Genomic DNA, 19361 nt, shown 5'->3' on the forward strand with positions numbered 1-19361 from the left:
CCGGCCCCCCCCCCCCCCCCCCCCAGCACGGCCCCTCGCGGCCCGGCCTTTCGCGGCCCGGCCCCACGCCCCCTCGCGCAACGAAGGAGATCTCACGCAACGAAGGACGGATGCGCCGGATCGGTCCTTCCGAGCGTGAGATCTCCTTCGCAGGGCGTGAACCCCAGGGGATGAGCTACGCCGGGACTACCCGCTCCCACGCAACTCACCCGCCCAGGCTGCCCAATCCTGGCGAACTCACTCGCCCTGTGGCCGACCCCTCCTGGCCCCACCTACCCCCCTCCGACACCCCGCCCTCTGCGGACCACCTTCCCCAGCCCTCGCGCAATGAAGGAGATCTCACGTAACGAAGGACGGATGCGCCGGATCGGTCCTTCCGAGCGTGAGATCTCCTTCGCAGGGCGTGGACCCCGCGGGATGACCTACGCCGGGACTACCCGCTCCCGTGGCCGCCCCCTCCTGGCCCCACTCACCCGCCTCAGACACCCCGCCCTCTCCGGACCACCTTCCCCAGCCCTCGCGCAACGAAGGAGATCTCACGCAACGAAGGACGGTTGCGCCGGATCGGTCCTTCCGAGCGGGAGATCTCCTTCGCAGGGCGTGAACCCCGCGTGCGCCCCAGCATCCGACTTTGCCTGATCGAACGATTAACGATAGATTCCTACTGTTATTCGACGAGAGGGAAAGCCATGGCAAAGTCGACGATCCTCGTGCTCCAGGTCGTGATCGCTCTGGCGTTGGCGGGTTCGCTTGTCGTGCAGACCGTGATCGTGCCGCTGCTGTGGGCCGACCTCGAGGGTGAGGCGTTGTGGGGTCGCATCGCTCTGGTCATCATCGCGGTGCTGGGTGTGCTGACGCTGCAGGTTTTCGCGGTGTGCGTGTGGATGCTGCTGACCAAGGTGCGCCGCGGGTCGCTGTTCTCGGCGACCTCGTTCCGGTATGTCGATGTGATCATCGGAGCGATCGGGGCTGCGGCGGCACTGGCGCTGATTCTCGCTGTGCTGCTGGCTCCGGGACCCACGGCACCCGGCGTGGTTGCCCTGATCTGCGGCGCAGCTCTGGTGCTCGCCGGGATAGCCCTGCTGGTCGTCGTCATGAAGGCGCTGCTGCGCCAGGCGATCGACCGCGACGCCGAGGCGCGCGCCCTGCGATCCGAACTCGACACCGAGGTGATCTGATGCCGGTGGTCGTAGACATCGACGTCATGATGGCGCGGCGCAAGCTCGGAGTCGGCGAGCTGGCTGAAAGGATCGGAATCACACCGACCAACCTCGCCGTGCTCAAGAACGGCCGCGCGAAGGCCGTGCGCTTCTCGACCCTGGATGCGCTGTGCGAGGTGTTGGACTGCCAGCCTGGCGACATCCTCCGTTGGGAACCCTGAACCGCAACACCCGTGCCCTGCCGCAGTCCTTGTGCGCTCCAGTAGTCCCTGTGCGCTCCAGAAGTCCCTGTGCGCTTGAGCAGTCCATGTGCGCTTGAGAAGTCCGGATGCGGAGAATTCGGCCTTGCCAGGCGCACATGGACGTGCGAGGCGCACAGCAGAGGGTCGGATGCCGAGCCACCGAGCCCGGCAGACCTACCGCGCCGCGAGCAGCTCCTGCAGTCGCGCGGCCTCGCCCTCTGCCATCCCATACCCGTGCTCGGGCGCGGGATACTCCCCGCCGCGTACCTCGTCGGCATACGCCGCGACCCCGGCGATCGACACGCCACGCACATCGGCATAGCGCTTCACGAACTTCGCCACCCCGCCGGCGTAGATGCCCAGCAGGTCGTGGAAGACGAGCACCTGGCCGTCGGCATCCGCTCCGGCTCCGATGCCGATCACGGGGATCCGCAGCAGTGGCTCAAGCGCGGCAGTGACCTCCGACGGCACCGCCTCGATGACGAGCAGCGAGACTCCGGCATCCTGCAGCGCGAGGGCGTCGTCGATCACGGTGAGCGCCGCCTCGGCGGTGCGGCCCTGCGCGCGGTACCCGCCGAGGGAAGTCGCCGTCTGCGGCGTCAGTCCGACATGACCGACCACGGGGATGCCGGCATTCACCAAAGCTCGAGCGCGATCGACCGTGGTGCCGCCGCGTTCGATCTTCACGAGGTCGACGCCGGCCTCCTTGATGAAGCCCTGCGCGGTGGCGAGGGCCAGCTCATCCGACGCCTCGTACGACCCGAAGGGCAGATCACCGACGAGCAACGGCCGGGTGAGTCCACGGCGCACGGCCTTCGTGAGCATGAGCATCTCGTCGATCGTGACGGGGACGGTGCTGTCGTAGCCGAGCACGGTCATCGCGGCCGAATCACCGACGAGCACAATGTCGACGCCGGCCTCCTCCACGATCTGCGCGCTCGGATAGTCGTAGGCGGTGACCATGACGATGGGTTCGCCGGCATCCTTCTTCGCGCTCAGATCGCGGAGCGTCAGGCGCGTCATCGGGGCGTGGGCGCTCATGGGGCGGTCCCTCTCAGCAGGTGGTTGTCGATCAGTCGGGCGGCGCCCACTCGGGCAGCGACGAGGAGCAGCGCGTCCCGTCTGACGCGGGTGACGGGCTGCAGGGTCTCGGCATCCCGGAGCTCCAGGTACTCGGCGTCGATTCCCGCCTTCGCGAGCACCGACTCCGCGGCGGAGAGGATGCGGTCCGCATCGCGCTCCCCCGATCGATGCACTCGGTCGGCCGCGTCGAGTGCACGGCTGAGGGCGGTGGCCTGGGCGCGCGCTTCCGCGTCGAGGTAGACGTTGCGCGAGCTCATGGCGAGCCCGTCCGGTTCGCGGACGATGGGGCACGCCTCGATGTGCACGTCGAGGTCGAGGTCGCGCACGACCTGGCGGACGACGAGGACCTGCTGTGCATCCTTCTGCCCGAAGTAGGCGACGTCGGGCTGGACGATGCCGAACAGCTTGGTGACGACGGTGGCGACCCCGTCGAAGTGATGGGGTCCGCGACTCGCGCCGTCGAGTGTCTCGGTGATGCCCGCGACGTGGATGGTGGTGGCGAAGCCGTCAGGGTAGATCTCGGCGGGTTCGGGCGCGAAGAGGATGTCGACGCCCTCGGCGTCGGCGAGTGCCGCGTCGCGAACCTCATCACGCGGATAGGTGCTGAGGTCTTCGTTCGCGGCGAACTGGGTCGGATTGACGAACAGCGAGACGACGACGAGGTCATTCGCCTGTCGCGCCGCGCGCATGAGCGAGAGATGACCGTCGTGGAAGGCACCCATCGTCGGGACGAGGCCGACGGACTCGCCTGCGGCCCTGGCGTCGCGGACCGCGGCTCGCACCTCGGCGATCGTGCGGAGGACTTTCATGCCTGGGGCTCCTCGGGTGTCACGTGGTCGGCGGGCTCGGGATCGGTGCGCGCATCGTCGGACGCATGATCCGTGGGGGCGTCGGTGCTGCTCGCGTGATCGAGGGACGCGCGATCGGTGGGCGCATAGTCGGTGGGCTCAGCGGTGGACGAGTGATCCGTGGGTGCATCGGAGCTGCTCGCGTGATCGCCGGACGCGCGATCGGTGGGCGCATGATCGGAGGCGGATTCGGTGCCGCTTGAGCCACCTGCGCGCCGGGCGATTGCACGGGTGGCGACGGCGAGCGCGTCGAAGAGCTCGACGTGGTCTGCGGATGCTGCTCGCTGCCGCGCCACCGTCTCTTCGTCGCCCCGGGCGATGGGGCCGGTGAGGGCGGATGCCGCTCCGGATGCTACCCAGTTGTCGACCGTCCGCCGCACGAGCGGTGCGAGATGGACACGGTCGACTCCGGCATCCCGCCCCAGCTGCTCCGCGGCGTCGAGCACGGTGAGCACGAAGTTCGAGGCGAAGGATGCGGCCGCGTGATAGCCCGCCCGACGCTCGTCGTCGATGGCGAACGACGTCGCGCCGAGGGCGTGCGCGAGCTGCTCGGCGACCGCGAGCGCCTCGGGCGTGCGCCCGTCGACAGCCATTCCGATGTCATGGAAGACGTCAGGAGTCTCACGTCCGGTGAAGGTCTGCAGCGGATGCATGCTGAAGTCGACGTCGGTGAGCGGCGTCGCGCCCGAGACATGTCCCACGAGGCGCGCATGCGGACGGACCGCGAACGCCACGGGGGCGATGGCGGCATCCGGCACGCAGAGGAGGGCGATGTCGGCATCCGGAGCTCGGTCTCCGCGACGAAGGGGACCGAGGACGACGAAGCCCGCCGCGCGGAGAGCCCGCGAGAGTACGCCGCCGAGACGACCGGCGCCGACGATGGCGATGGTCGTTTCGGGTGCGAGCGAAGGGGTGCTGTGCATGTCGATTCTCCGGCCGAGACGGTCGGCGCGGATGGGATGAGTATCCGCCCGATACGGGGCCCGCACAAAATCCGAGAGCAAAGTGTGAACCAGAATATGACCAGAAGTGCGCACAAACGCGTCTTCGAAGCTCCGCAGATTTGCATATCGATCCGAGACTCAAGTGCTCAGATCAGCGCGCACCGAGCGACTTCGCGCATCGCGGGTGTGATGACGCCGAACTGCTTCGGTGCCGACAGGGCCGCGAACCCTTCCCTGAGGCGCGTGATCTCCTCGCTCTTGTCGCCCACGTCGTCGCTCATGCCGGAAGAGAGGATCCTGTCGAACCGGTCGCTGCCGTAGATCGAATTCGTCGCATCGAGAAGAACGGCTCCCGCAGCGACGTGGTTCGGGAGCTCATCGAGATGTTGCGCGGTCCCATCGGCGATCGCGAGGAGGGCGAGCGCCCCCTCGGCATCCCGTCGTGGAAGCGGCATGCCGTAGCGCTCGCGAGTCGACGCACCGATCGTCCCAGCCAGCGCCGCCAGCGTGCCTCGCGAGGGTTGGGTGAGACCCTTGGCATACGCCGTCGCCACGACCCGTCCCTTGAATCGCCGGATCAGTTTCGCGCGACGAGCGAACGCGATCAGGGTCTCCCCTCCGGTGCGGGTCTCCTCAGACGCACTCTCCCACCCCACCGCTCGCGTCAGCCGCTCCACGTCCGCGTCAGAGAACCACCCGGTCACCGGGTCCTGAGCTGCGCCGGTTCCTCCGAGATGGCGCAGCAGTGCGGCGAGGGGAGCGACAGCGGTCTCGACCATCGCGCGATCATGCACACTGTCTCGCAGCAGATCGACAGCATCGATGTGCGCGAGCAGAGCCAACCGCCGGGCCGACGTGAGCCCGCTGAGAAGAGTGGCGATCCGCGACGAGCGGCGGATCCGGGGATCGACGTCCCTCATGTCGGTGTCGTCGAAGTAGGGCCTGACCACACCGTGTCGGCGCATCAGCTCGCGATTCACGTCGTCCTCTCGGAATGGCGCCGCCTGAGTCAGCCAGTCCCCCTGCGCCGTGGGCGACGGCGCCGATGCGCTGGCTGCGACCACCGGGGCACCCAGCGGGGGAGAATCCACGGGGCGCACGATGACGTCGGGCCGGTGATCGAGCGCGGGCATCGACATACGCCATCTGTCGATGGTGTCGGCGTGCGGGCGCGGTCGTGGGCGCTCGTCATAGTCCTCCTCGTCATCGCCGAACTCGACGTCTTCGAGAGGCTCCCGTCCGATGCTCAGGAGGTAGGCGTCGATGATCCATTCCATCGGAGCCGTCTGAGGCAGGGTGATCGCTCGATCGAACTCCGGATGATCGGCAGTCGTGAATTCGACGCGCATGAATGAGGTGACGCGGACAGGGATCTGGATGCTCATGCGAGCGAGGTTATTGAGCCGGCCCGACACCGGAGGGGCCTCATCCCACGAACGGTGAGCAACCCCATTCGGATGTCAGCTGTGGAGGAGAGATGCGCCGATCTTTTCCATGGCGGAGCAATGCAAGCGTAGATGGCGCACGGGGCTAGAACAGAGTCTCTTCGCCCGCGTACGGCAGCGGGTCATCTGTAGACAAGATCTGCATAAATCGATGATTGATGAACAACCGCTCGCGGCCTGCTTTGATGTCGACCAAAGCTCCGGCGGACACTAGGGAGTTCAGCCAGCCGGTTGCGGTCGGTCGGGAAACGCCACAACGCTCGATCACATTGCTGATTCTTGAGTAAGGGTTCTCGAACAGCACCTCGATCAGGTCCGAGTTACTACCGGCGCTCGTGTGCTCTTTGATCTCTGCGCGGACCGCGCGCTGGAGCTCCTGGATGCGGTCAATCTTCGAAAGAGTCCGCGTCGCTGTCTCTTCGATCCCCCGCAGGACGAAGAGGATCCACTCTTCCCAAGCCGCCTCTGCAGTCACCGCCAAGAGCAAGCGGTAGTACTCGTCCTTGTTCTGGATGATGTACCGCGACAGGTAGAGGATCGGCTCACGCAAAAGGTCAGCCGACACCAGTTGCAGGACGTTGAGAATTCGTCCCGTTCTTCCGTTTCCGTCGGTGAAAGGATGGATTGCCTCGAACTGGTAGTGCGCAACTGCCATCACCACGAGTGGGTCGAGATCCGCTTTCGTATGGACGAAGTCAGCCCAGTTGGCGAGCTTGTCGAGGATCACCGCCTCACCTGCCGGAGGGGTGTAGATCGCGCGTCGCGTCTTCGGGTTGCCGATGTACGTTCCCGGCCCCTTGCGCACACCCATCTCACGTCGATGAATATTCGAGCACACATCGATCGCGGTGTTGATGGAGAGCGGGCGTTCGCGGATCGCGACCATGCCGCCGAACAGCGCGGCCCGATAGCGCAGAGTCTCTTTCGTTTCTGCGCTCGCAGCGTCGGTAGCCTCCTGTGCGAATCGGAAGAGCTCGTCTGTCGTGGTGACGATGTTCTCGATCTCGGAGCTGGCCTGTGCTTCAAGTAGTGACAGTGAGTTGACGAGCACCATCGGGTTCGGCATCCGCTTCGTCGCCTCATCCATCGATGCGAGGGCCGCACGAGCACGGATCGCCGCCTTCAAGACCGCCCGTGTCTCGAACTCGGTGCCCGGGGGCAGGAGCGGCAGTTCGTTGAACGGCTCATCAGCGTTCCAGGTCATGTGTCAAAGATACTCACAAGTGAAAACAACGTTTAAACAATCTGGCGGATTTTTTGCATGTTTCTCGATCGTGCCAACGATCTTGGCAGGTGATCCAGGAGGCGACACGTCCCGACGCCGTACCCTTAACTGTCTCGCCCCATCCCCCGGGCACCTTCTCTGGAGCATCCCCATGTCTGCACTCACGGTCGACGATCGTGCCCGTTACCGGGCGAATCCCACCGTTCTGCAGGCACTGAAGAGTCCGCGGATGCTGACGCGCGAGGTCCTCGCGGGTCTCGTCGTGGGGCTTGCCCTGATCCCCGAGGCGATCGCGTTCTCGGTCATCGCGGGCGTCGATCCGAAGGTCGGACTGTTCTCGTCGTTCATCATGGCGGTGTCGATCGCGTTCCTCGGCGGACGTCCGGCGATGGTGACCGCGGCGACCGGCGCCGTGGCGCTCGTGATCGCGCCGGTCGCGCCGACGTATGGGATGGACTACTTCATCGCGACCGTGATCCTGGCTGGCATCTTCCAGGTGATCCTCGGGGTGCTGGGCGTCGCGAAGCTGATGCGCTTCATCCCCCGCAGCGTCATGGTCGGGTTCGTGAACGCGCTGGCGATCTTCGTGTTCAGTTCGCAGTTTCCGCAGCTGATCGACAAGCCCTGGATGGTCTATCCGCTGGTCGCGCTGGGAATCGTCGTGATGATCGTGATGCCGAGGATCACCAAGGTCGTGCCGGCGCCGCTCGTGTCGGTGATCATCGTGACGGCTGTCGTGCTGACCTTCGCGATCGCGATCCCGACGGTCGGGGATCAAGGCGAGCTGCCGAAGAGCCTGCCGGAGCTGTTCATCCCGAATGTGCCGCTGACCTGGGAGACGTTCACGATCATCGCGCCGTTCGCGCTCGGGGTCGCGCTGGTCGGGCTCATGGAGTCGCTGCTCACCGCGAAGCTCGTCGACGAGATCACCGACACCCACTCGAACAAGACTCGAGAGTCGTGGGCGCAGGGCGTCGCGAACATGCTCTCGGGGATCTTCGGCGGCATGGGCGGATGCGCGGTCATCGGCCAGACCATGATCGGCGTCAAAGCATCCGGCGCCCGCACCCGCATCTCGACGTTCTGCGCCGGCATCTTCCTCTTCCTGCTCGTCGTCGTCTTCGGCGACTTCGTCAGCACCATCCCCATGGCGGCGCTCGTCGCGGTGATGATCATGGTCGCGATCGGAGCCTTCGACTGGCACAGCGTCAAGCCGTCGACCCTGAAGCGGATGCCGAAGAGCGAGACGTTCGTGATGGTCGCGACCGTCGTCCTGGTGCTGCTGACACACAACCTCGCCGTCGGCGTCGTGGGTGGAGTGCTGGTCGCGTCGGTGCTGTTCGTGCGCAGGGTCGCGCACTTCGTGTCGGTGTCGCGAACCGTTTCCGAGGACGGGGATTCCGTCACGTATGTCGTGAACGGCGAGCTGTTCTTCGCGTCGAGCAACGACCTGACGACGCTGTTCTCTTACTCGGACGATCCCTCGTCGATCGTGATCGATCTGACGGGATCACACATCTGGGATGCCTCCACCGTCGCCGCCCTCGATGCGATCGAGACCAAGTACGCGGCGCTCGGCAAGAACGTCGAGATCATCGGGATGAACGACAGCAGCCAGCGGATGCGCGGGCGGCTGACCGGCGGGTTCGAGTAGGGCGATTCCTCCTGCAGGCCTGGCCTGCTCGGTGCGGTACAAGTACAATTGCACTCGCGACGAGAGGCGCCGCACTGCGCCTCGGAGAAGAGTCACGACATGCCCGAGACCCCCGCGACCGCCCCGGTCGGCCCCACGGCGCACGGACGGCGCCGCACCCTGAGCTCCGCTCCTCTGATCGAACGCGGGCTCGTGCACGAGTGGCACCTGCGCAACCGGCAGGTCACGCTGCCGCACGGAATCGCGATGCTCGAGGAGTACGGCACCCTCGACAACGTGCGACGGCTCACCGGCGAGTCGGACGCGGAATTCCGAGGGATGCTCTTCGCCGACTCCGACATCTACAAGACCCTCGAGGCCGCGGCCTGGGAACTCGGACGCGAAGAGGATGCAGATCTGCGGTCGTTCTTCGACCGCACCGTCGCCCTCATCGAACGGGCACAGCAGGACGACGGCTACCTCGACTCCGCCTACCTCGCGCGTGACGACCGCCGGCCGTGGAGCGACTTCGCCCAGGGCCACGAGCTCTACTGCCTCGGCCACCTGATCCAGGCCGCCGTCGGTGCGCACCGCGCGATCGGCGATGACCGTCTGCTGCGGGTCGCCGAGCGATTCGTCGAACACGCCATCGCTCGGCTCGGCGCCGACGACGCGGTCGAGTACTGCGGGCATCCGCTCATCGAGGCCGCGCTCGTCGAGCTGCACCGCACGACCGGAGCCGACGCGCCTCTCGCGCTCGCCGACGCGTTCGTGCGCCGACGCGGCGCGGGATTCCTCGGCGGAGTGATCTTCGGCGCGGAGTACTACCAGGACGAGCAGCCCGCCTTGGAGGCCACGAAGATGCGCGGCCATGCGGTGCGCGCCCTCTACCTGAACCAGGGCATCACCGACCTGTACCTCGAGACCGGCGACCCCACGATGCTCGATGCGATGCGCACCCAGTGGGACGACCTGATCTCGCGCCGCATGTATCTCACCGGGGGCACCGGCGCCCGCCACGAGGACGAGGCGTTCGGCGAGGCGTTCGAGCTGCCGCCCGACCGCGCGTACGCCGAGACCTGCGCGGGAGTCGCCCTCTTCGGCTGGGCCTGGCGCATGTACCTCGCGACCGGCGACGGCGCATGCATGGATGTCGCCGAGACCGCCCTCTACAACGTCGTCGCCGCAGGCATCTCGACCCGCGGAGACTCGTTCACGTACGTCAATCCGCTGCAGGTGCGCGACGAGCGACCCTACGGCGGAGCGGGACCCGCCGGGCGACGACGCTGGTTCAGCTGCGCGTGCTGCCCGCCGAACCTCATGCGCACGTTCGCAGCCCTCGAGCACCACGTCGCGGCGGAGCGCCCCGACGGACTCGACATCGTGCTCTATGCCTCTGCCACCGTGCAGGCGCACGGCGCGGCGGTCACGATCGACACCGCGTACCCGGCTGAGGACAGCATCCGCATCGGCGTGAGTGGAGACGCCGCCGCGGGGCGTCGACGACTGGCCCTTCGCGTGCCGGAATGGGTGTCGGGCCGCGCGGTCACGCTGCTCCGCGACGGCGAGACCGTGGATGCGGTCGTCGACGACGGGTGGATCGTGATCGACGACGCGCTCGTCGACGGCGCCGAGATCGAGCTGCGGCTGCCGGTGGAGGTCGACGTCATCCACCCGCATCCGCTCATCGACGCCGTGCGCGGAACCGTCGCCGTCCGACGCGGACCGGTCGTCTACTGCGCGGTCGGCGACGTCGACGATCTGATGGTCGACGCGGATGCTCTGGCCGCCACGCCTGTCGCGCGGACGGGAGGCGCTGCCGGTGGCGCTGCGGGTGGCCTTCTCGGACCGCGGATCACCGTCGCGGCGCACCGGCTGCGAACCGGCGATGCGCAGGCTCCGTATGCACGCGACGTCGACCGCGCAGCATCCGACGAGATCGTGGTCGAGCTGCGGCCGTTCGCTGAGTTCGACGGCGGCACGGCGATGCGGGTGTGGCTGCCGACGTCGGGGCGCTGAGCAGCCCCGGCCGGGGACGGGGCGCGGGCGTGAGCGCGGGCGTGGGCGGGTTTAAAGACGCACCCGAAACAGGGCACGGGCGGGGTGCGGGGTCAAAAACGCACCCGAACCCGGCGCCAGCGATGCGAAAGTGACCACTCACCTCGGAAGCACGGACGGGGTGCGGGTCACAAACGCACCCGAAACCGGGCACGGACGGGATGCGGGGTCACAAACGCATCGGAAACGGGCGTTAGGGATGCGAAAGTGACCACTCACCGCGGAAGGCACGGTGCGGGGTCACAAACGCATCGGAAACCGGGCACGGACGGGATGCGGGGTCACAAACGCATCGGAAACCGGGCACGGACGGGATGCGGGGTCACAAACGCACCGGAAACGGGCCCGAGGGATGCGAAAGTGACCACTCACCACGCGCACGGCACGGCACGGTGCGGGGTCACAAACGCACCCGAAACAGGCACGAGGGATGCGAAAGTGACCACTCACCACGCGCACGAGCGGTGCGAGGCCACAAACGCAGGGATGCGGAGCGGGGGCCGACCCGAGATCGGCCCCCGCTCCGGTGCGTCAGGGCTGGATCAGGATGCCGTCGACCCGGCGCGCGATGCCGAGAGGGTTCGCCTCTTTGAGGGCATGCGGCAGCAGACTCTCGGGGACGTTCTGGTACGCCACGGGCCGCAGGAACCGCGTGATCGCCGCCATTCCCACTGAGGTCGAGCCGACGGCTGTCGTCGCGGGGTACGGGCCGCCGTGCTGCTGCGCCCAGGTCACCGACACTCCGGTGGGCCACTGGTTCCAGAGCACGCGTCCGGCCCGCTCCGACAGCTTGGGAAGAAGGTCGACGGCGATCTCGTCGTCGTCTTCGCCGATGATCGTGGCGGTCAGCTGCCCCTCGAGGCGGTCGGCGATGTCGAGCAGCTCGTTCTCGTCGTCATAGGTCACCACCAGCGCCGCAGGACCGAACATCTCGCTCATGAGCGTGTGCATCTCGTCGCGCAGAGTCGCGATCGACGTCTCGAACAGCACGGGAGACGGAGCACCGGCATCCGCACCGGCATCCGCATCCGCACCGGCATCCGCCTCCGACCCCGCACCGGCGACGAGCGTGCGCACGCCCGCGACTCCCCGGGTCGAGGCGAGCGAGTCGCGGAAGCCGCTCTCGATCCCGCCGTTCAGCAGTGCGGATGCGGCCGGGAGCTGCTGGCCCTCGAGTTCTGCGACGATCGATGATCCCGCGGGCACGAACAGCACTCCTGGCTTGGTGCAGAGCTGTCCGGCGCTGCCGGTGACCGAGGCGACGAAGTCGCGGGCGATGCCGGCGGCATCCCTCTCGGCGGCCCGCCGCGTCACGAACGCCGGGTTCGTGCTGCCGAGCTCCCCGTAGAAGGGGATCGGCTCGGGGCGGCTCGAGGCGATGTCGAACAGGGCGCGTCCGCCTCGCACCGATCCGGTGAACGCCGCGGCCTTGATGCCGGATGCTCGCAGCGCGCGCACTCCCGCCTCGGTGCCGTGGATCGTCTGGAAGAGACCTTCGGGCGCACCGGCCGAGGCGAGGGCATCGATCACGACGGCGGCCGTCGCGTCGGACAGCTCGGGGTGACCGTGATGCGCCTTGAGCACCACGGCGTTGCCCGCGGCGAGCGCACTCGCGGTGTCTCCTCCCGCGACGGAGAACGCGAAGGGGAAGTTGCTCGCGGCGAAGACGAGCGTCGCGCCGATGGGCTCGAGCTGACGGCGCAGGTCGGGGCGCGGGGCGCCCATCGGCCACTCGGCGTCGGCGTGGTCGATGCGGGCGTCGAGCCAGAGGCCCTCGGGCAGCATCTCGGCGAACATGCGCAGCTGGAAGCTCGTGCGACGCAGCTCACCCCGCAGTCGCGGCTCGGCCAGATGCGTCTCGCGCTGCGCGATCGGGATCAGCTCGTCGGCATGCTGGTCGAGGGCATCCGCCACCGCGACGAGCGCACGGCTGCGCTCGTCGATGCCGGCGCGCTTCCACTGCTCGGATGCGCGCACCGCGCGATCGATGATCTGGTCGACGCTGTCGTCTGACGTGTCGTGCATGGTCATGACTCCTCCTGGTTCGGGTGGTGCGGCACGAGCGCGGCGAGGTCGCCGAGCGACACGGGCACGCCCACCTGTCGATTGGTCAAGGATTCGAGGGCGGGGGCGTCGACGACGCCTCCGGTGCCGGTGGCGACGAGCTTGGAGAGGGCGAATCCGCACACCCTCCCCTGGCAGAGCCCCATGCCGGGGCGGGCGGTGACCCGCACATCTCTGGCGTCGTCGGCACGGAGCCCGTCGACCGCGTCGGTCACCTCGGCCGCGGTCACCTCTTCGCAGCGGCAGATGTGGGTCTCGGGGGTCAGCCACTCATTCCACGCGTCGGGAACGGGGCTGGCTCGGTGCATGCCGATCGCGAAGCGCCGCCCCCGACGCAGACGCCGGCGATGCCGTGCCATCCGGCGGGCGTCGGTCGTGACGCCGAGGTCCTGTGCGACCGCGGATCCCGCGAGCTCTCCTTCGGCGCACGATGCGATGGCGCCGCCGATGCCGGTGACCTCACCCGCGGCGAAGACGAGCGGATCGGATGCGCGCAGGTCGTCGTCGACGTCGATCACGAGCGATCCGTCGACGTCGATGCGGGTGCGCAGGCCCAGGCCGACGGCCAGCTCGAGCTGCGGCGTGAAGCCCCAGCCGAAGGCGACGAGGTCGGCGGCCACGGTGCGCGTCGAGCCGGGACGCACGCGCCCCGTGCCGTCGACGCGGGCCAGCTCGACCTCGGACGCCCGCCCGGTGCCGCGCACCGCCGTGACGACAGTCCGCGTGCGCAGGGGCACTCGGTGACGCAGGAAGGTGGTGGCGTACTGCACGCCCTCCCACAGCTTGCCCGGCTCCTGCAGCGCACGCAGCGGTGTGGCCGCCCAGCGCGACAGCGCATTGGCGTCGACGACCTCGACCACCTCGACCCCGGCCTCGGCGAGTCCCGCGGCGACCGACAGCAGGAAGGGTCCGGTGCCCGCCACCACGGCGCGACGCCCGGCTCGCACCTGGTTGGCCTTGAGCATCGCCTGCACGCCGCCGGCGGCCATGACCCCGGGCAGCGTCCATCCGGGCACGGGCAGCTGTCGGTCGTAGGCGCCGGTCGCGATCACGAGCCGCCGCGCCCACGTGGTGCGCTCGGCGAGGGGCAGAGCGTCGGCGCCGCTCACTGCGCTGGTGCGCAGCGCCACCCTGTCGTCGAAGCCGTCGGTGCGCCACACCTGGCGTCCGGCGAGATGGCGGATGCGACCGGATGCCACGGATGCCGCGAGCCGCTCGCGCAGGTCGGTGTAGTGATTCCAGTGGTGGTGGCCGGTGCTCTCGGGCGCGACGAAGGCGTCACGATGACGCTCGTCGGGGTGACGCCAGTACTGTCCGCCGGTCTGGCGCCCCGCGTCGATCAACACGACCTGCAGGCCGTGTTCGGCGGCGACGACCGCCGCGCTCAACCCCGCGGGGCCGGCGCCGACGACCGCGACGTCGGCGAGAGGCTGCTCGGATGCCGGGATGCTCTGCTCAGACATGAGGCTCCTCTGCGCTCGGGCCGGCGGACTGCGTCGGGCCGAACGCCTCAGCCGACAGCTCCGACAGCGGCAGCGGCTCGTCGGGGTCGGAGCTCTGCACGACCTGCCCCGCACACGCCTCGACCAGGCAGGCGCGCTGGCTGCGCACCCCGTCGACGGTCACGAGGCAGTCGAAGCACACCCCGATGCCGCAGAAGAGTCCGCGTGGGGCGTGGTCGCGACGGGTCGTGCGCCACGAGACGATGCCGGCCCCCGCGAGGGCGCCGCCGATCGTCTGCCCCGGAGTGAACGGCACCGGCGTGCCGTCGAACTCGATGCCGGTGGCGGGTTCGATGTCGTCTGTGCGCGTGCGGGTCATGCGGCGACGAGTCCTTCGAGTCGTTCGGGGCGGAAGGGAGTCAGGTCGAGGTCGGTCGCCTGCGATCGCAGGGCCTGCGAGAGCAGCTTGCCGGTGCCGACCGAGAGGCCGACGCCCGCGCCCTCGTGCCCGGCGGCGTGCCAGAGCCCTGGCAGTCGAGCATCCTCCCCGATCGCGGGAAGGTGATCGGGGCAGTACGGGCGGAATCCCGAGTACGCGCGCTGCACCCCCACGTCGCGCAGCGCCGGGAACAGCCCCAGCCCGCTCGCGGCGATGCGCGCGACCGCCTCGGCCGAGAACGATCGGTCGAAGCCGACGCGCTCGCGGCTGGCGCCGAGCAGGATCGTGCCGCTCGGAGTCCCCTCGACGACCGGCGAGACCTGCAGACCGGCATCCGAGCTGGCGACATCTCCGACGTACTCGGCGGCGTAGACCTTGTGGTGCACCGTGATCGGCACCGGCTCGGTGACCAGCACGAAACCGCGTCGGGGCAGGACGGGCAGATGCACTCCGGCGAGCGCCGCGACCTCGCCGCTCCAGGGGCCCGCGCAGTTGACCACGGCACCGGCCGAGATTCGGCCGAGGGACGTGTCGACTCCGACCACGCGGCCGTGCTCGGTGAGGATGCTGTGCACCGTGGTTCTGGTGTGCAGCTCGGCGCCGTGCGCGATCGCGAGCTTCAGCAGGTGATGGGTGGCCAACAGCGGCTGCACCTGCGCATCGTCGGGGTAGAACGCGCCGCCGACGAGTGCGGGGTTGATGTAGGGCTCGACCTCGCGCAGCCCGGCGTTGCCGTCGATCATCTCGGCACTGATGCCCAGCTCGCGCTGGTGCTCGACGAGTGCGGCGAGCCCCGCCAGGCTGCCTGCGCTGCCGGCGACGACGAGACCACCCTTGGATTCGAACTCCCACAGGTGCGCGTGCTCGGCGAGATCCTCCCGCCACACGCGCTGCGAATAGAGCGACAGCTCGAGTTCGGGGCCCACCTCCTTGTCGGAGACGAGGATGTTGCCTTCGCAGCGACTGCTCGTCCCCGAGGCGATCGACCCGCGCTCGACGACGATGGTGCGGAGCCCGGATGCCGCGGCGAAGTACGCCGTCGCGGCACCGACGACTCCCGCCCCGACGATCACGACGTCGGCGCGTGCTGTCGATCGAGCCACTAGCCGTTCGCCTCCGCGGGGTGGGGTTCGCCCACCGTGTGCCCCGACCAGTCGCCGCGCACGTGCTCGATGTGCGAGAACACGAGGTCGCGCGCCTTCACCGCGTCGCGCGCCTCGATCGCATCCATGATGGTGTGGTGCTCTTTGGCGGAGCTGGTGAGATGACCCCGCTCATAGAGCTCGGCGAGGCCGAAGAGGCGGGTCTGCGAACGCAGCGACTGGATGAGCTGGGTGAGCCTGGCGTTGCCCGCATACTGCAGGATCGCGAGGTGGAAGTCGCTGTCGGCGCTGAGGTACTCGACGAGATCGCCGCGGTCGGCGGCGATGACGATCTCCTCGGCCTTGCCGCGGAGATCAGCGAACGCGGATTCGGGGATCAGCGGCGTCGCCTTCTCGACCGCGGGCGGCTCGAGGAAAAGGCGCAGCTCGGTGACCTCGGCCAGGTCGTGCGACGACACCTCGGTCACGCGGAAGCCGCGGTTGGGCATCGCGACGACGAGTCCTTCGCGCACCAGGTCGAGCATCGCCTCGCGGATCGGAGTGGCAGACGTGCCGAACTCCTCGCCGAGGCTCGGCGCCGAATACACGCGTCCCGGCTGCATCTCGCCGCTGATGATCGCTGAGCGCAGGGCACGGGTGACCGTGTCCCGAACGCTGGGCTGCTTGCTGAGCCGTACGAGGCTGCGCGTGTCAGTTCCGGACATCTGTGTTCCCCCTCTGAGGCGATGCATCGACGCCGAGCGCCGACTTCAGGATCTGCGCCACCACGGCGAGATCCTCCCAGCTCATTCCGACGCCCGTATAGACAGCGGGTCGAGCCTCACGGCGCACGAACGCACCCGCCACCAACTCTCGCAGATTCGTCACGGACTGCGCACCTGCCTGCCAATCGGCGAGGCCTCGGGCCTGCAGCAGGTTGCCGTTCTCGCGCAAGGCCGATGCCCGCGCCTCGACGACCAGGTCGGCATCGTTCACCAGGTCGGCGGCCAGCTCGCGATGCGCGGTGCCGTGCGAGCCGATCGCCGCGACCACGGCGTGATCGCCGATGTCGCCGCGACTCAGCACCGGGGTGCTCGACGAGGTGGCGGTGATGACGACATCGGCGGCGCGCAGCGCGCCTGCGCCTGCGCTTGCCTCTGCCGCGACGGCCTCTGCCCGGATGCCGTCGGCGCGAAGCCGTTCGACGAGCTCGGCCGTGCGGCTCGGCGTGCGACCTACGATGCTCACCTCGCCCACCGGCATGAGGTCGACGAGCGTGCGCACATGCGCCTCGGCCTGCGGCCCCGAGCCGAGCACGGCGAGAGAGTCGATGCCCTGCCTGGCTCCCCGCGGATCGGCCTGCAGCATCCCCCTGATCGCGACCGCGGTGACCGCGGGCGTGCGCAGAGTGGTGAGGTGGGCGCCCTCGAGGATCGCGAGGGGGCTCAGCGTCTCGGCGTCGAAGACCAGATACCAGGCCTGGATCTTCGGCAGCCCCCGTTCGGTGTTGCGCGGTGCGATGGTGACGACCTTGATGCCCGCGTGCTCGGGCGACTGCGTCGGCATGAGCAGGAATTCGCCGCTGTCGAGCGGGCTGAACAGGCGCGGGGCGTCGGACTCGATGTCGACCCCGTCGCGCAGCGCCTGGGCGATGGCCTCGACCGCACCCCGCCGGTCGATCGCCGCGTCGATCTCGTCGACGCCGATCACGGGAACGGAAGGCACGGGAACCGTCGTCACAGCACGAAACCCTGCGGGAAGGGATCGCTCGGGTCGAGCATGTACTGCGCGGTTCCCGTCACCCAGGCCCGGCCGGTGATGGTCGGGATGACGGCGGGGATGCCGGCGACCTCGGTCGTCTCGACGAGGCGGCCGGTGAAGCTCGTGCCGATGAACGACTCGTTGATGAAGTCCTGGTCGAGCGACAGCTCGCCGCGGGCGTGCAGCTGCGCCATGCGGGCGCTCGTACCGGTGCCGCACGGCGAGCGGTCGAACCATCCCGGGTAGATCGCCATGGCGTGCCGCGAGTGCAGCGCGGTGGATCCCGGCGCCTTCAGATACACGTGGTGGCACCCGCGGATCGTCGGGTCGACCGGATGCACCGGCTCGCCCTGCGCCTCGATCGCCTGCATGATCGCGAGTCCGGCCGAGAGCAGCTGGTCCTTGTGCGCGCGGTCGAACGGCAGACCGATCTGCTCGAGAGAGACGATCGCATAGAAGTTGCCGCCGAAGGCGAGGTCGTACTCGACGGCGCCGAGCCCCGGCACGTCGACGACCTGATCGAGTGCCACGACGAACGAGGGCACGTTGCGCAGCGTGACGCTGTCGGCGTGCCCGTCCGAGACGTGCACCTCGGCGATCACGAGGCCCGCAGGCGTGTCGAGACGGATCGTGGTGACCGGCTCGACGACCGGGACCATGCCCGTCTCGACGAGCACGGTCGCCACTCCGATCGTGCCGTGCCCGCACATGGGCAGGCATCCGGACACCTCGATATAGAGCACGCCGAAGTCGGCATCCGGTCGCGTCGGCGGCTGCAGGATCGCTCCGCTCATGGCGCTGTGACCGCGGGGCTCGTTCATAAGCAGCAGACGAAGGTCATCGCTGTTGGCCATGAACCACTGCCGGCGCTCCTCCATCGTCGACCCCGGCATCACTCCGACGCCGCCGACGATCACGCGCGTCGGCATCCCCTCGGTGTGGGAGTCGACGGCGTGGACGATGCGTTGTGCTCGCATGGGTGTCTCCGGATCAGCGGTAGCCCTTGGCCAGAACGGCCTCGGTGTCGGCGATGATACGCGTGCGCACCTCGTCGGGAAGCGGCAGGCGGGGCGGGCGCGTCGTGATGCCCGCGGGGGCGACACCGGCGACCTCCTGCGAGAGCTTGATCGCCTGCACGAACCAGGTCTTCGAGTCCCAGCGCAGCAGCGGGTGCAGGTCGCGGTACATCTCGTGCGCCTTGGCCCAGCTGGCGGGGTCGCCCGAGGTCGAGAGGTTGTAGAGCTCGACGGTCGATGCCGGGATGGCGTTGGGGTAGCCGGCGACCCAGCCGACGGCGCCGTTGATGCCGAGCTCGAGCACGACGTCGTCGGAGCCGATCGAGATGTCGAGGCCCGGTGCCAGCTCGCGGATCGCGTAGGCGTTGCGCACGTCGCCCGAGAACTCCTTGACCGAGACGATGAGTCCCTCGTCGAACAGGCGCGCGAGCAGCTCGGGGCGCAGGTCGATCTTGGTGTCGATGGGGTTGTTGTACGCGAGGATCGGCAGGCCCACTGCCGCGACGCGACGGTAGTGGTCGACGACCTCGTCGTCGCTCGCCCGGTAGGCGTTCGGGGGAAGCAGCATCACGGCCGGCGCGCCGTGCTCGGCGGCGTGCTCGGTGAAGCGCACGCTCTCCAACGCGCCGTACGCACCCACACCGGGGATCACGGCCACGCCCTCGGGCGATGCCTCGACGGCGGTGAGGTAGACCTGCTTGCGCTCCTCTTCGGTGAGCGTCTGGTACTCACCGAGCGAGCCGTTGGGGATGATGCCCGTCACGCCGTTGTCGGTGGTGAAGCGGATGTGCTCGGCATACGCGTCGTAGTTGACGGAGAGATCGGGATTGATCGGCAGGGTCGTGGCGAGGTTGACGCCGTGCCACGGCTTCTTTTCGGTCATGAGTCAGAACTCCTGTGCTGTCGGCGCCCCTCGGCA

At 68.6% G+C, this 19361-nt stretch carries 17 protein-coding genes; 4 read left to right on the forward strand and 13 right to left on the reverse strand.

Annotated elements, in window-relative coordinates:
- Window positions 1-689: 689 nt before the first annotated feature.
- Window positions 690-1178, forward strand: coding sequence for a DUF2975 domain-containing protein (locus ACESK8_RS11820; RefSeq protein WP_372968783.1), 489 nt, complete (start codon window positions 690-692; stop codon window positions 1176-1178).
- Complete coding sequence (locus ACESK8_RS11825) at window positions 1178-1381, forward strand: helix-turn-helix transcriptional regulator (RefSeq protein ID WP_060927927.1); 204 nt, start codon at window positions 1178-1180, stop codon at window positions 1379-1381. The genes ACESK8_RS11820 and ACESK8_RS11825 overlap by 1 nt, the downstream gene beginning before the upstream one ends.
- A gap of 195 nt (window positions 1382-1576) precedes the next feature.
- Here ACESK8_RS11825 and panB read toward each other — a convergent pair whose 3' ends face one another.
- The 5 genes from panB to ACESK8_RS11850 form a co-directional block, all read right to left on the reverse strand.
- The gene (gene panB, locus ACESK8_RS11830) at window positions 1577-2443 is read right to left on the reverse strand and encodes a 3-methyl-2-oxobutanoate hydroxymethyltransferase (protein ID WP_372968784.1); all 867 of its coding nucleotides are present in this window, start codon (window positions 2441-2443) and stop codon (window positions 1577-1579) included.
- Window positions 2440-3294 (reverse strand): pantoate--beta-alanine ligase, encoded by an 855-nt coding sequence (gene panC, locus ACESK8_RS11835; RefSeq protein ID WP_372968785.1) that lies wholly within the window; start codon window positions 3292-3294, stop codon window positions 2440-2442. The genes panB and panC overlap by 4 nt, the downstream gene beginning before the upstream one ends.
- On the reverse strand, window positions 3291-4256 hold the full coding sequence (locus ACESK8_RS11840; protein ID WP_372968786.1) for a Rossmann-like and DUF2520 domain-containing protein: 966 nt from the start codon (window positions 4254-4256) through the stop codon (window positions 3291-3293). Before ACESK8_RS11840 ends, panC begins: the two co-directional genes overlap by 4 nt.
- A gap of 167 nt (window positions 4257-4423) precedes the next feature.
- Window positions 4424-5662 carry a hypothetical protein gene (locus ACESK8_RS11845; RefSeq protein WP_372968787.1) on the reverse strand — a complete coding sequence of 413 codons (1239 nt, stop codon included), beginning with the start codon at window positions 5660-5662 and terminating at the stop codon, window positions 4424-4426.
- Window positions 5663-5807: 145 nt separating this feature from the next.
- On the reverse strand, window positions 5808-6926 hold the full coding sequence (locus tag ACESK8_RS11850) for a Fic family protein (RefSeq protein ID WP_372968788.1): 1119 nt from the start codon (window positions 6924-6926) through the stop codon (window positions 5808-5810).
- A gap of 172 nt (window positions 6927-7098) precedes the next feature.
- Between ACESK8_RS11850 and ACESK8_RS11855 the strand changes: the two genes are divergently transcribed.
- Window positions 7099-8601: a SulP family inorganic anion transporter gene (locus tag ACESK8_RS11855; RefSeq protein WP_372968789.1), complete on the forward strand. Its 1503-nt coding sequence runs from the start codon at window positions 7099-7101 to the stop codon at window positions 8599-8601.
- 99 nt (window positions 8602-8700) lie between these two features.
- Window positions 8701-10599, forward strand: coding sequence for a glycoside hydrolase family 127 protein (locus tag ACESK8_RS11860; protein WP_372968790.1), 1899 nt, complete (start codon window positions 8701-8703; stop codon window positions 10597-10599).
- Between the two features lie 570 nt (window positions 10600-11169).
- Here the strand turns inward: ACESK8_RS11860 and ACESK8_RS11865 are convergent.
- The 8 genes from ACESK8_RS11865 to ACESK8_RS11900 are packed head-to-tail and all read right to left on the reverse strand — an operon-like array spanning window position 11170 to window position 19325.
- Window positions 11170-12669 (reverse strand): aldehyde dehydrogenase (NADP(+)), encoded by a 1500-nt coding sequence (locus ACESK8_RS11865; protein WP_372968791.1) that lies wholly within the window; start codon window positions 12667-12669, stop codon window positions 11170-11172.
- Window positions 12666-14165 (reverse strand): FAD-dependent oxidoreductase, encoded by a 1500-nt coding sequence (locus ACESK8_RS11870; protein ID WP_372968792.1) that lies wholly within the window; start codon window positions 14163-14165, stop codon window positions 12666-12668. The genes ACESK8_RS11865 and ACESK8_RS11870 overlap by 4 nt, the downstream gene beginning before the upstream one ends.
- Window positions 14158-14523: a (2Fe-2S)-binding protein gene (locus ACESK8_RS11875; RefSeq protein ID WP_372968793.1), complete on the reverse strand. Its 366-nt coding sequence runs from the start codon at window positions 14521-14523 to the stop codon at window positions 14158-14160. The genes ACESK8_RS11870 and ACESK8_RS11875 overlap by 8 nt, the downstream gene beginning before the upstream one ends.
- On the reverse strand, window positions 14520-15686 hold the full coding sequence (locus ACESK8_RS11880) for an NAD(P)/FAD-dependent oxidoreductase (protein ID WP_372968794.1): 1167 nt from the start codon (window positions 15684-15686) through the stop codon (window positions 14520-14522). The genes ACESK8_RS11875 and ACESK8_RS11880 overlap by 4 nt, the downstream gene beginning before the upstream one ends.
- On the reverse strand, window positions 15686-16390 hold the full coding sequence (locus tag ACESK8_RS11885; protein ID WP_139305207.1) for a GntR family transcriptional regulator: 705 nt from the start codon (window positions 16388-16390) through the stop codon (window positions 15686-15688). Before ACESK8_RS11885 ends, ACESK8_RS11880 begins: the two co-directional genes overlap by 1 nt.
- Window positions 16377-17390, reverse strand: coding sequence for an ornithine cyclodeaminase family protein (locus tag ACESK8_RS11890; RefSeq protein WP_372968795.1), 1014 nt, complete (start codon window positions 17388-17390; stop codon window positions 16377-16379). Before ACESK8_RS11890 ends, ACESK8_RS11885 begins: the two co-directional genes overlap by 14 nt.
- 11 nt (window positions 17391-17401) lie before the next feature.
- Entirely contained in the window at window positions 17402-18403 is a 1002-nt protein-coding gene (locus ACESK8_RS11895) for a proline racemase family protein (RefSeq protein WP_372968796.1), read from the reverse strand.
- Window positions 18404-18416: 13 nt separating this feature from the next.
- Window positions 18417-19325 carry a dihydrodipicolinate synthase family protein gene (locus ACESK8_RS11900; protein WP_372968797.1) on the reverse strand — a complete coding sequence of 303 codons (909 nt, stop codon included), beginning with the start codon at window positions 19323-19325 and terminating at the stop codon, window positions 18417-18419.
- Between the last annotated feature and the right edge of the window lie 36 nt (window positions 19326-19361).

The organism is Microbacterium sp. (assembly GCF_041641055.1).
Lineage (GTDB): Bacteria > Actinomycetota > Actinomycetes > Actinomycetales > Microbacteriaceae > Microbacterium.

What these genes read in the sequence shown, in the direction of transcription:
- ACESK8_RS11895 (WP_372968796.1), bottom strand. Translation starts at nt 18,403, where the DNA reads ATGCGAGCACAACGCATCGTCCACGCCGTCGACTCCCACACCGAGGGG.
- panB (WP_372968784.1), bottom strand. Translation starts at nt 2,443, where the DNA reads ATGAGCGCCCACGCCCCGATGACGCGCCTGACGCTCCGCGATCTGAGC.
- ACESK8_RS11845 (WP_372968787.1), bottom strand. Translation starts at nt 5,662, where the DNA reads ATGAGCATCCAGATCCCTGTCCGCGTCACCTCATTCATGCGCGTCGAA.
- ACESK8_RS11885 (WP_139305207.1), bottom strand. Translation starts at nt 16,390, where the DNA reads ATGTCCGGAACTGACACGCGCAGCCTCGTACGGCTCAGCAAGCAGCCC.
- ACESK8_RS11855 (WP_372968789.1), top strand. Translation starts at nt 7,099, where the DNA reads ATGTCTGCACTCACGGTCGACGATCGTGCCCGTTACCGGGCGAATCCC.
- ACESK8_RS11900 (WP_372968797.1), bottom strand. Translation starts at nt 19,325, where the DNA reads ATGACCGAAAAGAAGCCGTGGCACGGCGTCAACCTCGCCACGACCCTG.
- ACESK8_RS11840 (WP_372968786.1), bottom strand. Translation starts at nt 4,256, where the DNA reads ATGCACAGCACCCCTTCGCTCGCACCCGAAACGACCATCGCCATCGTC.
- ACESK8_RS11825 (WP_060927927.1), top strand. Translation starts at nt 1,178, where the DNA reads ATGCCGGTGGTCGTAGACATCGACGTCATGATGGCGCGGCGCAAGCTC.
- ACESK8_RS11875 (WP_372968793.1), bottom strand. Translation starts at nt 14,523, where the DNA reads ATGACCCGCACGCGCACAGACGACATCGAACCCGCCACCGGCATCGAG.
- ACESK8_RS11865 (WP_372968791.1), bottom strand. Translation starts at nt 12,669, where the DNA reads ATGACCATGCACGACACGTCAGACGACAGCGTCGACCAGATCATCGAT.
- ACESK8_RS11820 (WP_372968783.1), top strand. Translation starts at nt 690, where the DNA reads ATGGCAAAGTCGACGATCCTCGTGCTCCAGGTCGTGATCGCTCTGGCG.
- ACESK8_RS11850 (WP_372968788.1), bottom strand. Translation starts at nt 6,926, where the DNA reads ATGACCTGGAACGCTGATGAGCCGTTCAACGAACTGCCGCTCCTGCCC.
- ACESK8_RS11860 (WP_372968790.1), top strand. Translation starts at nt 8,701, where the DNA reads ATGCCCGAGACCCCCGCGACCGCCCCGGTCGGCCCCACGGCGCACGGA.
- ACESK8_RS11870 (WP_372968792.1), bottom strand. Translation starts at nt 14,165, where the DNA reads ATGTCTGAGCAGAGCATCCCGGCATCCGAGCAGCCTCTCGCCGACGTC.
- panC (WP_372968785.1), bottom strand. Translation starts at nt 3,294, where the DNA reads ATGAAAGTCCTCCGCACGATCGCCGAGGTGCGAGCCGCGGTCCGCGAC.